12 protein-coding genes are annotated in these 14,990 nt (G+C 47.3%); 9 read left to right on the top strand and 3 right to left on the bottom strand.

Going from position 1 to position 14,990, the window contains the following annotated elements; translation table 11 throughout:
• The first annotated feature begins 96 nt into the window (after positions 1-96).
• From tig to QM657_RS08195, 8 genes are all read left to right on the top strand, one after another.
• Positions 97-1,383 (top strand): trigger factor, encoded by a 1,287-nt coding sequence (tig, locus tag QM657_RS08230; protein ID WP_415066128.1) that lies wholly within the window; start codon positions 97-99, stop codon positions 1,381-1,383.
• 82 nt (positions 1,384-1,465) lie between these two features.
• A complete protein-coding gene (clpP, locus tag QM657_RS08225; RefSeq protein ID WP_333652687.1) occupies positions 1,466-2,059 on the top strand; it encodes an ATP-dependent Clp endopeptidase proteolytic subunit ClpP in 594 nt (197 codons plus the stop codon).
• A gap of 137 nt (positions 2,060-2,196) precedes the next feature.
• A complete protein-coding gene (gene clpX / locus QM657_RS08220; RefSeq protein WP_415066127.1) occupies positions 2,197-3,501 on the top strand; it encodes an ATP-dependent Clp protease ATP-binding subunit ClpX in 1,305 nt (434 codons plus the stop codon).
• A 99-nt stretch (positions 3,502-3,600) separates the two neighbouring features.
• On the top strand, positions 3,601-5,907 hold the full coding sequence (gene lon / locus QM657_RS08215) for an endopeptidase La (protein ID WP_415066259.1): 2,307 nt from the start codon (positions 3,601-3,603) through the stop codon (positions 5,905-5,907).
• Entirely contained in the window at positions 5,904-6,503 is a 600-nt protein-coding gene (gene yihA / locus QM657_RS08210) for a ribosome biogenesis GTP-binding protein YihA/YsxC (protein ID WP_415066126.1), read from the top strand. The genes lon and yihA overlap by 4 nt, the downstream gene beginning before the upstream one ends.
• Before the next feature lie 145 nt (positions 6,504-6,648).
• A complete protein-coding gene (locus QM657_RS08205) occupies positions 6,649-7,506 on the top strand; it encodes a transporter substrate-binding domain-containing protein (RefSeq protein ID WP_415066125.1) in 858 nt (285 codons plus the stop codon).
• A gap of 27 nt (positions 7,507-7,533) precedes the next feature.
• Entirely contained in the window at positions 7,534-8,328 is a 795-nt protein-coding gene (locus QM657_RS08200; RefSeq protein ID WP_415066257.1) for an amino acid ABC transporter permease, read from the top strand.
• Complete coding sequence (locus QM657_RS08195) at positions 8,329-9,072, top strand: amino acid ABC transporter ATP-binding protein (RefSeq protein WP_415066124.1); 744 nt, start codon at positions 8,329-8,331, stop codon at positions 9,070-9,072.
• A gap of 52 nt (positions 9,073-9,124) precedes the next feature.
• Here the strand turns inward: QM657_RS08195 and QM657_RS08190 are convergent, their stop codons facing one another.
• The 3 genes from QM657_RS08190 to QM657_RS08180 form a co-directional block, all read right to left on the bottom strand.
• Positions 9,125-9,436 carry a glycoside hydrolase family 23 gene (locus QM657_RS08190; protein WP_415066123.1) on the bottom strand — a complete coding sequence of 104 codons (312 nt, stop codon included), beginning with the start codon at positions 9,434-9,436 and terminating at the stop codon, positions 9,125-9,127.
• Positions 9,437-9,465: 29 nt separating this feature from the next.
• Entirely contained in the window at positions 9,466-9,990 is a 525-nt protein-coding gene (locus tag QM657_RS08185) for a DUF4364 family protein (RefSeq protein WP_415066122.1), read from the bottom strand.
• Positions 9,991-10,068: 78 nt separating this feature from the next.
• Positions 10,069-11,223: an NAD(P)-dependent malic enzyme gene (locus tag QM657_RS08180; RefSeq protein ID WP_415066121.1), complete on the bottom strand. Its 1,155-nt coding sequence runs from the start codon at positions 11,221-11,223 to the stop codon at positions 10,069-10,071.
• Positions 11,224-11,406: 183 nt separating this feature from the next.
• Between QM657_RS08180 and QM657_RS08175 the strand changes: the two genes are divergently transcribed.
• Complete coding sequence (locus QM657_RS08175; protein ID WP_415066120.1) at positions 11,407-14,979, top strand: DUF5717 family protein; 3,573 nt, start codon at positions 11,407-11,409, stop codon at positions 14,977-14,979.
• The last annotated feature ends 11 nt before the right edge of the window (positions 14,980-14,990 follow it).

The following is a 14,990-nucleotide window of genomic DNA, read 5'->3' as shown; positions in this document are numbered from 1 at the left end:
CTGGAATTTACGGGACGAGTATGTTATAATGCTAAATTGAAGTGTAACGCCCTCACGGTATGGCGGTTCACATATATCTCAAGGAGGAACCCATTAATGAGTTTACAAGTAGAAAAATTAGAAAAAAACATGGCAAAGTTAACCGTAGAGGTATCGGCTGAAGAGTTTGATAAGGCTCTTACTGCAGCTTATAATAAGAATAAGGGCAGGTTCAACATTCCTGGATTCAGAAAAGGAAAAGCTCCTCAGGCCATGATTGAAAAAATGTATGGAGCAGGCGTTTTATACGAAGATGCAATAAACGAAGCTCTTGATGCAACATATGGCAATGCAGCAGAGGAAAGCGGACTGGAGATCGTATCCAGACCTGAAATCGATGTCGTACAGGTTGAGAAGGGAAAAACCCTGATCTATACTGCAACTGTTGCAGTGAAGCCGGAAGTAACTCTGGGTGAATACAAGGGGATTGAAGTTGCCAGAGCATCTGCAGATGTGACCGATGAGGATATTGACGCAGAGTTAAAGAGAGTTCAGGAGCAGAATTCCAGACTGGTCACCGTAGAGGACAGAGCAGTGGAAGACGGCGACCAGACAGTCATCGATTTTGAAGGCTTTGTAGACGGAAAGCCATTTGAAGGCGGAAAGGGCGAGGATTATCCTCTGACCATCGGTTCCCACTCCTTCATCGACACCTTTGAAGAGCAGCTGGTAGGTAAGAATGTCGGAGAGGCATGCGAAGTAAACGTGACCTTCCCTAATGAATACCATGCTACTGAATTAGCTGGAAAGCCTGCTTTATTCAAGGTAACAGTTAAGGAAATCAAGAAAAAAGAACTTCCTGAGTTAAACGATGAGTTTGCAAGCGAGGTTTCTGAGTTTGAAACCCTTGAAGAATACAAAAATGATATCAAGGAAAAAGTTGCTTCCAGAAAAGAGAAGGCAGCAGCTACTGAGAACGAAGACCGCGTAGTAGAAAAGGTCATTGAAAATGCCACTATGGAAATTCCGGAGGCAATGATCGACAGCCAGGTGAATAACATGGTGAATGACTATGCAAGAAGAATGCAGAGCCAGGGACTGTCTCTTGACCAGTATATGAAGTTTACCGGCATGACCATTGAAGTTTTAAGAGAGCAGATGAGACCTCAGGCACTGAAGAGAATCCAGACCAGACTGGTGCTGGAGGCTGTTGCAAAGACAGAGGGCTTAACCGCTTCTGAAGAAGCAGTTGAGAAAGAAATTGCCAGCATGGCAGAAGCTTACAGAATGGAAATCCCACAGGTGAAGGAATTCATGGGTGAAGCCGGCCTGGAGCAGATGAAGGAAGATTTAGCAGTACAGGAAGCAGTTGATTTCCTGGTTGCAGAAGCAAAATTAGTTTAAGAAATCCTGGCCGATAGATTCCTGACTTTTTGTCGGGAGTCTATTCGGCTATGAAGAGAAATAACAGACAGGAGGAAGACAAATGAGTTTAGTACCTTATGTCATAGAATCAACCAGTAAGGGCGAGCGCTCTTACGATATTTATTCACGCCTTTTAAAGGAACGCATCATATTCCTGGGCGAAGAAGTGTCTGATGTATCCGCAAGCCTTGTTGTGGCCCAGCTGCTGTTCTTAGAGGCAGAAGACCCGAATAAGGATATTAACCTATACATTAACAGCCCTGGAGGTTCCGTCACTGCAGGCATGGCGATTTATGATACCATGAATTATATTAAATGTGACGTTTCCACCGTTTGCATGGGTATGGCAGCCAGCATGGGAGCTTTCTTACTGGCAGGCGGAGCAAAGGGAAAGAGATTTGCCCTTCCCAATGCAGAAGTCATGATCCATCAGCCTTCCGGCGGAGCCAGAGGCCAGGCTACGGAAATTCGGATCGTGGCGGAAAATATTTTAAAGATTAAAAAGCGTTTAAATGAGATTCTGTCCGCTAATACAGGGCAGCCTTATGAAGTGATTGAGCGGGATACGGAGCGCGACAATTATATGAACGCGGAAGAAGCAAAAGCATATGGCCTGATTGATGATATTATCTACAGCCATAACAAAGAAGCGTAAATGATGCTTGCCCAAAGTGCACGGGTATACCACTATGCCCAAAAGTGCATGGGCGATTTATAAGGAAACACCCTACGGGTATCCCATTATGCCCAAAAGTGCATGGGCAGTTTATTATGAAAGCATGAGGTGTATATATGCCGATTAGAACAGATGACAAGATCAGGTGTTCTTTTTGCGGAAAGTCCCAGGACCAGGTAAAGAAGCTGATTGCCGGTTCCAATAATGTCTACATTTGTGATGAATGCATTGACTTATGTGCAGAGATATTAGAGGAAGAATTCGACGATCACGACGAAGCCCAGTCTCCTGATTTCGGTGAAATCAATTTGATGAAACCCAAGGAAATCAAGGAGTTTCTGGATGACTACGTCATCGGTCAGGATGGCGCAAAAAAAGTACTGTCTGTCGCAGTCTATAACCATTACAAGAGAATCACCTCCAGGAAAAAACTGGACGTGGATGTGCAAAAGAGCAATATTCTCATGTTAGGACCTACCGGTTCCGGCAAAACCTATCTTGCTCAGACCCTGGCGAAGGTGTTAAATGTTCCCTTTGCCATTGCAGATGCAACTGCCCTGACAGAGGCCGGTTACGTAGGCGAGGATGTGGAGAACATCCTTTTAAAGCTGATTCAGGCGGCTGATTACGACATTGCCAGAGCAGAATATGGAATTATCTATATTGATGAGATCGATAAGATCACAAAGAAGTCAGAAAATGTGTCCATCACCAGAGACGTTTCCGGTGAAGGCGTACAGCAGGCCCTTTTAAAGATTCTGGAGGGAACCGTTGCAAGCGTTCCGCCTCAGGGAGGAAGAAAGCATCCTCACCAGGAACTATTGCAGATCAATACCACCAATATTCTGTTTATCTGCGGAGGAGCTTTTGACGGATTAGAAAAAATCATTGAACGCCGTTTGAGCGCAGGCTCCATCGGTTTCAATGCGGAGATAGTTGATAAGAACAAGACAGACATTGACGGACTTTTGAAGAAGACCCTGCCTCAGGATTTGGTGAAGTTCGGACTCATACCGGAGTTCATCGGCCGTGTGCCGGTCACCGTAGCCCTGGAGCTTTTGGACAGGGAAGCCCTGGTAAGAATCCTGACAGAACCGAAAAATGCCCTGATCAAGCAGTATCAGAAGCTGTTTGAGCTGGATGACGTAAAGCTGGAGCTGACCAGGGAAGCGGTAGAGCGGATTGCAGAGCTGGCCGTGGAACGGAAAACCGGAGCCAGAGGGCTTCGCTCCATTATGGAAAGCGTCATGATGGATATGATGTATGAAATCCCGTCTGACAGCAGCATCGGAATCTGTACGATTACGAAAGAAGTTGTGGATCAGGAAGGTGAACCGGAGCTGGTTTACAGGGATATGACAGTTCCCAGAAAGCCGCTGGCTCCAAAACGGAGAAAAGATAAAACAGGCGAGATCGCATAGATCCCGGCATGAGTCAGGAAGGTGTTACAGCAAAAAGACCTGCTGCAACACCTTTTTGGATGCGAAGGAGAGAAGGTAACAGTGGATAAAACAATTACAATGCCAGTCATTGCCTTAAGGGGCATGACAGTGCTTCCCAAAATGATGCTGCATTTTGATATCAGCCGGAAAAAATCGATTGCGGCTGTGGAAAAGGCCATGGTGGGAGATCAGAAGGTATGTCTGGTCACCCAAAAGACCGCAGAGGAAGCTGATCCCGGAATCGATGATCTGTTCCAGATCGGCACAGTGGCCCTCATCAAGCAGCTTGTAAAGATGCCTGACAATGTGATTCGTGTTATGGTAGAGGGTCTGGACAGAGCGGAGATTTTAAGCCTGGACAGCGAGGAGCCCATGCTCATAGGAGAAATTGTGAAGACCCAGGATGTGAATCCTGCCATTGACTATATCACCATCCAGGCCATGATACAGATTACCCAGGATAAGCTGGAGGAATACGGAAGGGAAAGTCCCAAGATCGGCAAGGAAGTGGTTCCCCATTTGAGGACCATCACTGATCTGGGAGAACTCTTAGACCAGATCGCCGTCCACCTTTCCTGGGATTACCGGATTCGCCAGCAGGTGCTGGAAAGCTTTCTTCTGGAGGACCGGTATGCTCTTGTCATGAGAAATCTGGTGACAGAGATTGAGGTTTCCAAAGTAAAGCGGGAGCTTCAGTCCCATGTAAAAGACCGGATTGACAAGAACCAGAAGGATTATATCTTAAGAGAACAGCTAAAAGTGATCCGGGAAGAGCTGGGAGAGGACAACCCCCTGTCTGATGCCGATGAATACACCAAAAGGCTGAAAGCCTTAAAAGCGGATAAAGAGGTTCAGGAGAAAATCCGAAAGGAAATCGAACGCTTTAAGGCGATGCCGGGAGGAAGCCAGGAGGCCAATGTGGTCCGCATGTATTTAGAGACGGTCCTGGACCTTCCGTGGAAAAAGATGTCCAAGGACAACAATAACATTGCCCACGGAGAAAAGATATTAAATGAGGACCATTACGGCCTTGAAAAGGTGAAGGAACGAATTCTGGAATATCTGGCTGTCAGGATTCTGACGAAAAAGGGCACCAGCCCTATCGTATGTCTGGTAGGCCCTCCGGGAACTGGAAAGACCTCCATAGCCCGTTCCATGGCCAGGGCTTTAAGCAAAGAATACGTGAGAATCAGCCTGGGAGGAATCCGTGATGAGGCGGAAATCCGGGGACACCGCAAGACTTACGTGGGAGCTATGCCCGGAAGAATTGTGGAAGCCTTAAGACAGGCAGGAGTCAGCAATCCTCTCATGCTTCTCGATGAGATCGACAAGGTCAGCAGGGATTATAAGGGAGACACCTCCTCGGCCCTGTTGGAGGTACTGGACAGCGAGCAGAATATGAAGTTCAGAGATCACTATGTGGAAGCTCCTATCGATTTGTCCAATGTGCTTTTTGTGGCAACTGCCAATACCACCACCACTATTCCAGGCCCCCTGCTGGACCGTATGGAAGTGATTGAAGTGAGCAGCTACACGGAGAATGAAAAATTCCATATTGCAAAGAATTATCTTGTAAAGAAGCAGAGGGAAAAGAACGGTCTGAAAGAAAAGCAGGTGACTATATCCGATGGGGCTTTAAAAAAGATCATTCACAACTACACCAGGGAAGCCGGAGTGAGAAATTTAGAACGGCAGATCGGCTCTGTGTTCCGCAAGGCAGCCAGAGAGTTTCTGGAAGGCGGAAAACAGGTCATAGAGATCAGGTCAAAGGATTTGGAAAAATATCTTGGCAAGGAAAAAGTGACCTTTGAAGATGTCAATGATGAGGACCAGGTGGGAACCGTAAGGGGACTTGCATGGACCAGTGTGGGAGGCAATACCCTCCAGATCGAGGTCAATGTGATGCCCGGAAAAGGAGCCCTTCAGATGACCGGACAGATGGGCGGAGTCATGAAGGAATCTGCCCAGACAGCACTCAGCTATGTGAAGTCAGTCTGCCCAGATTATCAGGTGGCAGAGGATTACTTTGAAAAGCACGATATTCACCTTCACATTCCGGAGGGAGCGGTGCCAAAGGATGGCCCGTCTGCAGGAATCACCATAGCCACTGCCATACTTTCCGCCATTACCAATAACAAGGTCAATGCAAAGGTGGCCATGACAGGAGAAATCACTCTCCGCGGAAGGGTTCTTCCCATCGGAGGCTTAAAGGAAAAAATCCTGGCCGCCCGTATGGCCCATGTGGAAAAGGTCTTAATACCTGATAAAAACCGCCCGGATATGGGAGAGCTGTCAGAGGAGATCACAGGAGGCCTTGACATCGTCTATGTAAAGACCATGGCGGAAGTATTAAAGGAAGCATTCACCGGAAAGGAAACCGAATGATTATTAAAACAGTAGAATTGGAAACCGTTTGCGGCATAACCAGCACGCTTCCGGAGAATACCAAGCCGGAGTTTGCCTTTGCCGGCAAATCCAATGTGGGAAAGTCCTCGCTGATCAATGCCCTGATGAACCGCAAATCCTTTGCCAGGACATCTTCCCAGCCGGGAAAGACTCAGACCATTAACTTCTATAACATCAATGACGCCTTTTACTATGTAGACCTTCCGGGTTATGGTTATGCCAAGGTGTCCCTGGAGGTAAAGGCCAAATGGGGGAAGATGATCGAGAACTATCTCCACAAATCCCCCATGCTCCGCTGCGTTTTCCTTCTGGTGGACATCCGGCATGAGCCCTCCGTCAATGACAAGACCATGTATGACTGGATCGTGCACAACGGCTATCATCCGGTGATCGTAGCTACCAAGCTGGATAAAATCAAACGGAGTCAGGTATCAAAAGCCGTAAAGATTCTTCGGACAGGCTTGGGACTTGGACCGGATGATATCGTCATTCCCTTTTCCGCAGAGACGAAGCAGGGAAGAGAAGAAATATGGGACATGATTTCAGAAATAGTAAATAGTATTGACAATGGGTAAAAATCTTTTTATAATATTCACAATGCAGTGAAGCAGTGCGAAAGAGGGGCAAAGCCCGTAAGCCAGCGGACCACATCAGGGGTTGCTGGCTAAACTGCGGTTTTATGGTAACGACAACTTTCAAAGAGATGAGGAGAAAAAGATTATGAAAAAAACAATGAAGAAGATTGCATCTGCCTTTTTGGCGGCAGCCCTGGCAGCAACTGCCTTAACAGCCTGCGGAGGCGGAAACTCAGCAGCCGGCGGAGACGGAAAAAAGGTATTAAAGGTTGCCATGGAGTGCAGCTATGCGCCTTATAACTGGACCCAGCCTACCGATGCAAACGGAGCAGTTCCCATTTCCGGAAGCTCTGACTTCGCTTACGGCTACGATGTTATGATCGCCAAAAAAGTGGCTGACGAGCTTGGCTATAATTTAGAGATCGTAAAGCTTGACTGGGATTCTCTGGTTCCTGCAGTTCAGGCCGGAACCGTAGACTGCGTTATTGCAGGCCAGTCCATCACATCAGACCGTCTTCAGTCTGTAGATTTCACTGATCCTTACTATTATGCGACGATCGTTACCCTGGTAAAGGCCGGAAGCAAGTATGAGAATGCAAAAAGCGTTGCAGATTTAGCCGGCGCTGTCAGCTCTTCTCAGATCAACACCATCTGGTATGACGGCTGCCTGCCTCAGATTCCGGACGGAAAGATTCAGCCTGCTCATGAGTCCGTACCTGCTATGCTGGTAGCACTTAACGCCGGCGGTATTGACCTGGTAGTGACAGATAAGCCTACCGGACAGGCCGCTTTAATCGCTTATCCTGATTTCAGGCTCCTTGATTTTACCGGAACAGAAGGTGAGTTCCAGGTTTCTGAGGAAGATATCAACATCGGCGTTTCCTTAAAGAAGGGCAATACAGAATTAAAGGATGCCATCAACGGTGTGCTTTCTAAAATGAATGAAACAGACTTTGACAAGATGATGGAAGATGCCATCGCAGTACAGCCATTGTCAAATTAATACAAAAGGAGAAGATAAAATATGTCCCTGCCATCAGATTTTTTGGGAAGAATCATCGTTATTCTGCAAGGGTATGGACCGTCATTTCTCAGCGGAGTGGGGAAGACAATGGTGGTTGCCGTTGTAGGTACCTTAATCGGCTGTATCATCGGTTTCGCAGTGGGAATTATTCAGACAATTCCCGTGGCGAAAAATGATAACGTGATCAAGCGGTTCCTGTTACAGATTGTAAAAATCATATTAAACATCTATGTAGAGGTATTCCGGGGAACCCCTATGATGGTTCAGGCCATGTTTATTTATTTCGGTTTCTCCATGTTGTTTCAGATTAACATGTCTGTTTCCTTTGCCGCTTACCTGATTGTTTCCATTAACACCGGAGCCTATATGGCAGAGACGGTGCGAGGCGGAATTCTGTCCATTGATTCAGGACAGACTGAGGGAGCCAAGGCCATCGGCATGACTCATTACCAGACCATGGTCAATGTGATCATGCCTCAGGCCCTGCGCAACATCATGCCTCAGATCGGCAACAACTTAATCATCAACATCAAGGATACCTGTGTGCTTTCCGTTATCGGCTTTGTGGAGCTGTTTTACACCACAAAGGGAGTGGCAGGAGCCTACTATACTTATTTTGAAGCCTTTACCATTGCAATGATCCTTTACTTTGTGCTGACCTTCACCTGTTCCAGAATCTTACGCTACTGGGAGAAGAAGATGGACGGACCGGACAGCTATGATCTGGCTACCACGGATACCTTGGCTTACACCAGCGGTATGGTGAGGTTCCCCAATCCAAGAGACAAGGAGGAGAAGTAAATGGCAGGCGAAAAAGTGTTGGAAATTCATCATTTAAGCAAGACCTTTGGAACCAATGTGGTGCTTCGGGATATTGACTTCTCCGTCAATGCCGGGGATGTGACCTGTATTATCGGCGCCTCCGGTTCGGGAAAATCAACCCTTCTGCGCTGTTTAAACCTTTTGGAAACTCCTACCAGCGGAGAAATCCTCTATCACGATGTGGATATTACGGACAGGAAGATGAACGCTCCTTCCTATCGGACCAAGGTGGGCATGGTGTTTCAGAACTTCAATCTCTTTAACAACATGACTGTTTTGGAAAACTGCATGGCAGGCCAGATAAAGGTTTTAAAAAAGGACAAGGAAGAAGCCAGAAAAAAGGCTATGATGTATTTGGAAAAGGTGGGCATGGCTCCCTATATCAATGCAAAGCCAAGGCAGCTTTCCGGCGGACAAAAGCAGAGGGTGGCAATTGCCAGAGCCCTGGCCATGGAGCCTGAGGTGCTGCTCTTTGACGAGCCGACTTCTGCCCTGGACCCTCAGATGGTGGGAGAGGTGCTGGCTGTTATGAGAACCCTGGCAAGAGAAGGTCTTACCATGATTATCGTCACCCATGAAATGGCCTTTGCCAGAGACGTGTCCAGCCATGTGGTCTATATGGCAGGGGGAGTCATCGAAGAAGAAGGACCTCCCGCTGATATATTCGGGAATCCGAAAAAGACAACCACAAAAGAATTTTTAAGCAGATTTATGCAGGGATAAAGAATAAAGAAAAAGCTGATTCAGGAGAAAACCGCTGAATCAGCTTTTTTATCTATTTTTCTTCGGAAACCGGCTCAGGATGCAGGACTTCTGTTTCCACTGGCACCTTGGGAACGGCCACCGGCTGGGACGGTTCGTCAGGCACTTTTTCAGGAAGGGGTTTGGCAAAGAGCTCTCTTACCTTGATCCGGATAAAGGTCTGTGCCGCCTTGGCAGAAATCAGGACGAGAAGGATGGGAAGAGCGATGGTCAGAATAAGCCTTGTCTTGAGGCGGAATCCCTTCTTTTTCAGCTTTTTCTGTTCCTGGATATATCTGCGGTTGATCTCCTGAAGCAATGTTCTTTTTTTCTGAATCTTATTCAAGATGAATCCCCTTTCTGTCTGATGAAATTTTAAGAACCGCTCATCAGGGTTTTCATGGCAAATGCGTAAATTTCCTGGCTTTTCGCTTTCCAGTGGTCGCACATGATCTCTGCCTGGGCCTTGTCAGGAACGGAAAGCTCCAGGTTGATCAGATTGTTTTTTCCTTCTCTCACCTGGCAGCGGACAATATAGTCCTGGCTGGTGGACTTATAGAAATCAGCGGTGATTCCCACTTCGTTGCGGAGGCGGAACTTGTTTTCCTTTAAGTATTCATCTATATCATTAATGATGGCAGGTGAAATTTTGTTACCGAAAAAAGAGAGGGTTTCTTCCCCTTCTCTGGTGATCTCATACCGGCTGCTGTTGTGGTTGGTCTCCACATGGAGAAGTCTGGCTTCCAGCAGTTCATTAAGGGCCTGGTTTAAGGTGAAATAAGTGGTGTATTCATGTTCCAGAAAAAAGTTGGACAGTTGTGCGCTTGTCAGGGGGAAATTTACCTGCTTCAGCATATATAAAATCATCAGTTTGTACAGGGTCATAGGTTCTGACAGCATAGTTACCTCCAGTGGCGCATGGTGGGCGCCGTAATTTTTACCCGGTGATACGGGCGGATAAGGCTGGGCGGAAAGCCTCTATGACCGGATATGATCCCTGACCGCACGGCTTACAACTTCTGCAACACGGGGATCAAAGGCCTCCGGCAGAATGTTGTTTTCATCTCTCTTAGAAGGGTCCACAAGGCCGGCTATGGCAGCGGCGGCGGCAAGCTTCATCTCTTCCGTAATGGCAGATGACCGTCCTTCTAAAGCACCTTTGAAGATGCCTGGGAATACAAGTACATTATTGACCTGATTTGGGAAATCAGACCTTCCTGTTCCTATGACTTTGGCACCGGCAGCCTTTGCCAGATCAGGCATGATCTCAGGAACCGGATTTGCCATGGCAAAGAGAATGGAGTCCCGGTTCATGGAAGCCACCATTTCTTCGGTGACGATTCCGGGGGCGGACACTCCGATGAAAATATCGGCTCCCTTCATGGCATCGGCCAGAGAACCCTGTTTTCTTTCTGAGTTGGTCACATCCATCATCTGTTCCTGCATCCAGTTTAAGCCTTCCATGCCCTTTGAGAGGATTCCGATCCTGTCACACATGGTAATGTGAGGGAAGCCATAGGAGAGGAGGAGTTTTGTGATGGCGACTCCGGCAGAGCCTGCACCGTTTACTACCACACGGCATTCTTCTTTTTTCTTTTTCGTCACTTCCAGAGCATTGATGATGCCTGCCAGAACAACGATGGCTGTTCCATGCTGGTCATCGTGAAATACAGGGATGGGAAGGAGCGCTTTTAACCGTTCTTCGATCTCAAAGCAGCGGGGAGCAGAGATGTCCTCTAAATTGATGCCGCCAAAGGCAGGGGCAATATTTACCACGGTTTTGATGATTTCTTCCGTGTCCTGGGTGTCCAGACAGATGGGGATGGCGTTCACCCCTCCGAATTCTTTAAAAAGCACGGCCTTTCCCTCCATAACAGGCATGGCTGCCAGGGGGCCGATGTTTCCCAGGCCCAAAACAGCGCTTCCGTCGGAGACAACTGCCACAGTATTTGATTTGATGGTATAGTCGTATGCTGCTTCAGGATTTTCGGCAATAACCTTGCATGGCTCCGCTACTCCGGGGGTATAGGCCAGGGCTAAATCTTCCCTGGTATTTACCTTTGCTTTTGAGGTTATTTCCAGCTTTCCATTCCATTCCTTATGGAGCAATAAAGCTTTCTCATTGGTCGTCATAATTGGTTTGTCCTTTTTTCAACAGTTTTTATTTATCATACCAATTTTAGGGTTTTAAATCAATAGAAAATATGGTAGAATGTAGTGTAATTGATAAGAAAATAAACCAACAAGAGAAGGAAGCCCTTTAGGTCATATGATTTTGCTTAAGGGAGCGGACAAATTAAACATACAGGTGGCACTATGAGAGAACGGATCAACAGGCTGTCAAAAGGCATTATTGATTCAGAAATTCCAAAGATTAAGGTAACCCCATCGGGAATTGATGATGTGGTCCGCTCCGGCGGGGCAGCAAGGCGTGAGGTTGTCGTTACCAGCGAGAACAATTTACATATAAAAGGACTTGCATATTCCTCAAATTACCGCGTCAGGCTTTTAAACGGAGCCTTTGGCGGTACATATAACCATCTGGTCTATGAGATAAACAGCAATTATCTGGAAGATGGTGATGTGATTAAGGGAGCTTTTTATCTGGTTACCAATGGCGGCGAGAGAGAAGTCCCTTATTCTTTTCGTGTGGAGCTGGGGACCTCAGGGAAGGCCCTGGGGGATTTAAAGACAGCAGAGGACTTTGCAGCCATTGCGAAAAAAGATATGGACACGGCCTTAAGGCTGTTTGAATACAGAGATTTTGATACGGCCCCCTTTATGAAGGATTTACATGTGAGGGCCATTTACGACGGATTGCGGGGCAGGCCTGACAGGAGGAAGGAACTGGAAGAGTTTCTTACGGCCTTAAAGGTCAAAGAGCCGGTTTCCCTGACTGCAGAAACAGGTCCCAGAAGATTTGGAGAGCTGGAAGAGCCGCTAAAAGACCAGTTGGTCTTAAAACGGAGCGGCTGGGGTTATGTGAATCTGGAAGTGACAACGGATTGTGATTTCATAGAGCTGCCCAGAAAAACGATCGGGGAACAGGATTTTGAGGGCGATGAGTGCAGAGTGCCCTTTGTCATTCACCCGGAGTGGATGCACCAGGGAGAAAATCAGGGCAGAATTCTCATAAACGGGATGGAGGAACCCTTTGCCCTTCCGGTTACAGCGGTTAAAAATCCTGGCGGCGGGATATCGGCTGAGGATGCTTTTACCAAAGAAGCGTTCGGCCGTTTTTTACGGTTCCGCCTGGAGGAGGAGACAGGACAGAAGGACCTGGCTGTTCTCTATGAAGGGATGAGAAAAGCGCTCAACGAGATTGAAGTGATGAAAGGAGATACCAGCCTTGTCAGGCTGTTCCGGGCAGAAATCTGTCTGGGAGAGGGAAATCCTTCAAAGGCGGTATTGTACTTAGACGAATGCAGGGATGAGATTCTCGGCCAGCGCCAGGAAAAGAGGGAGCTGTACTGCTATTACCAGTACCTGCGTTTAAAAGCGGAGCCGGACGAATACCAGAAAGAGTCCTTAATCCGCCTGATGAAAAAATATCTGGAAGAAGAACCGGGACAGTTCTGGCTCTTTTTGCTTATTTTGAAAATGGATTCCAAACTTTTTGAGAATCTGCCTTCTTTGTTTTCCATGCTGAAGCGGCAGTTTGATATGGGAGTGAGAAGCCCATTTTTCTATGTCTGGGGATGCAGGATTTTAAACAGTGCGCCTGATATGCTCCGGTCTTTGGGACCGATGGAAATACAGATTCTCTATCACTGTGCCGGAAAGGGTCTGGTGGAGAAAACGCTGGCTTTGGCCGTATCCAGGCTGACTTTGAATGTAAAGCATTTTAACCGCCTTCATTACCGGATGCTTTTAAAGCTTTATGAGGAGTTTCCCGAAAAAGAAGTGCTGGAGGCTGTCTGCGGCCTGCTGATTAAGGGCGAGCTGCGGATGGGAGATGCCTTTTCCTGGTATGAAAAGGGAGTAAAGGCTGGAATCAGTCTGACCAGATTGTATGAATATTATTTGTACAGTCTGCCCAAGAATTACTTTTACCTCCTTCCCAAGGAGGTGCTCCTTTATTTTTCCTATGGAGGAAGTGAGCTGGACCTTTACAGCAGGATCACTCTTTATAAGAATGTTCTGGTGTATTTGGAGCCGACAGACCCTCTTTATCAGGCTTATGAGCGGACCATTGAGAAGTTTGCCACAGAACAGCTTTTTGAATCCCGGATCGATAACCGGCTGGCGGTTATTTATGAGCGGATGATTTTAAAGGATGTCATAGACCTTCCCATGGCAAAGGTGCTCCCTGCCATTCTCCGGTCTTACCGGGTGGAATGCAGCAATAAAAAGATGAAATACGTCATCGTCTGCTATGAGGAGATGAAGGAGGAAGACGCATTTCTGCTGGACGAAGGGGTCGCCTATGTGCCCTTGTTTTCTGAGCGCAGTATCCTGCTGTTTCAGGATGCTTACGGGAACCGGTATGCCAATGTTGCCTGCAAAAAGGACCCGGTCATGGACAAACCGGAGCTGGAAGAGCGCTGCTTTGAACTGTATCCGGAACATCCCATGCTAAGGCTTCGGGCCTGCCAGAAGGTTTTGGAACAGGGAGAGGCTGACGGAGAAGAGATCAGGATTTTGGAAAATACCCTGGAGGACCCTAAGCTGCGCCCTGCTTATAAACGGCTTTTGCTCTCTAAAATCATTGAATTTTACCAGAAACAGGCTCTTCCGGGAGAAGAGGAAAACGAAGGAGCCGGGTATTTGTTAAAGCTGGATAAGAAGGTTCTTTCCAAGCCGGAACGTATCGGGGTATGCAATACTTTGATCCGCAGCGGCCACGCGGAAGAGGCGTTTTCCATGCTTCGGGAGTTCGGCACCGAAGGGATTGAAGCAGAAGGGTTATACCAGCTTTGCAGCAAGATGATTTTAAAGAAGCTCTTTGATGAAGATTCCCTTCTTTTGCACCTTTCCTATGAGGTTTTTAAGGAGAAAAAGGGCGACAGCGTCATAATGGATTATTTGTGCGAACATTTTAACGGGCTTTCGGATCAGATGTATGCCGTCCTTGCAGAGGGTGTTTCCCAGCATGTGGAAACCTATGATCTGGAGGAGAGACTGGCGGCCCAGATGATGTTTTCCGGCTGCTGCGCAAAGCTGGATAAGGTGTTCCAGCTTTATAAGAGCCGCAAGGAGCCTAACGACACCATTCTCAAGGCGTATTTTACCATCAAATGCACAGAGTACTTTATGGAAGATAAAGAGCTGTGGGAGCAGGTGTTTGCTTACTTAGAAGGGCTGGTGCAGGCTTCTTCTTTAAAGGGAAGGCTTCCGGTCATTTACCTTCTGGCTCTCACCAGGTATTACTCTGAGCTTTCCGGGCTGGAGGAAGACCAGGCGGCATTGTGCCGGGAGACGGTGGCTTTTCTGTTAGAGGAAGGCTTTGTGTTCCCTTATTTTAAGACTCTGGCCAAATATGCGCCCATTCCTGAGGATATTATGGATAAGGCCATGATCCAGTATTCCGGGGACAGGGATTCTAAAATCGATCTCCAGATCAGGATTCTTCCTGATGAGGAGGAGTACCACAGCGAGGATATTTCCCGGATGTATCAGGGGATTTTCGTGAAGCAGAAGATATTGTTTGAAGGCGAAATCATGGAATACCGGATACGGGAGCTGGTGGAGGAAGAATGGGTCCTCAAAAAGGAAGGCAGTGTGGAGTGCTGCACAGGACTTCCTGTAAGGGATTCAGAAAGCCGGTTTGCCTGTCTCAATGAAATGAGCCTTTCCTTAAATATAAAGGATGAAGACGGACTCAAAAAGCGGATGCAGGAGTATTTGAAAAAGAATGCTGCTGCAGAAGAATTATTTTCACTGATGTAAGGGGGCTGTCA

This window comes from Lacrimispora sp. (assembly GCF_047605665.1).
Taxonomy (GTDB): domain Bacteria; phylum Bacillota; class Clostridia; order Lachnospirales; family Lachnospiraceae; genus Lacrimispora.
The sequence above is the reverse complement of the archived record's forward strand: the minus strand, read 5'-3'. Positions and strand labels throughout refer to the sequence as shown.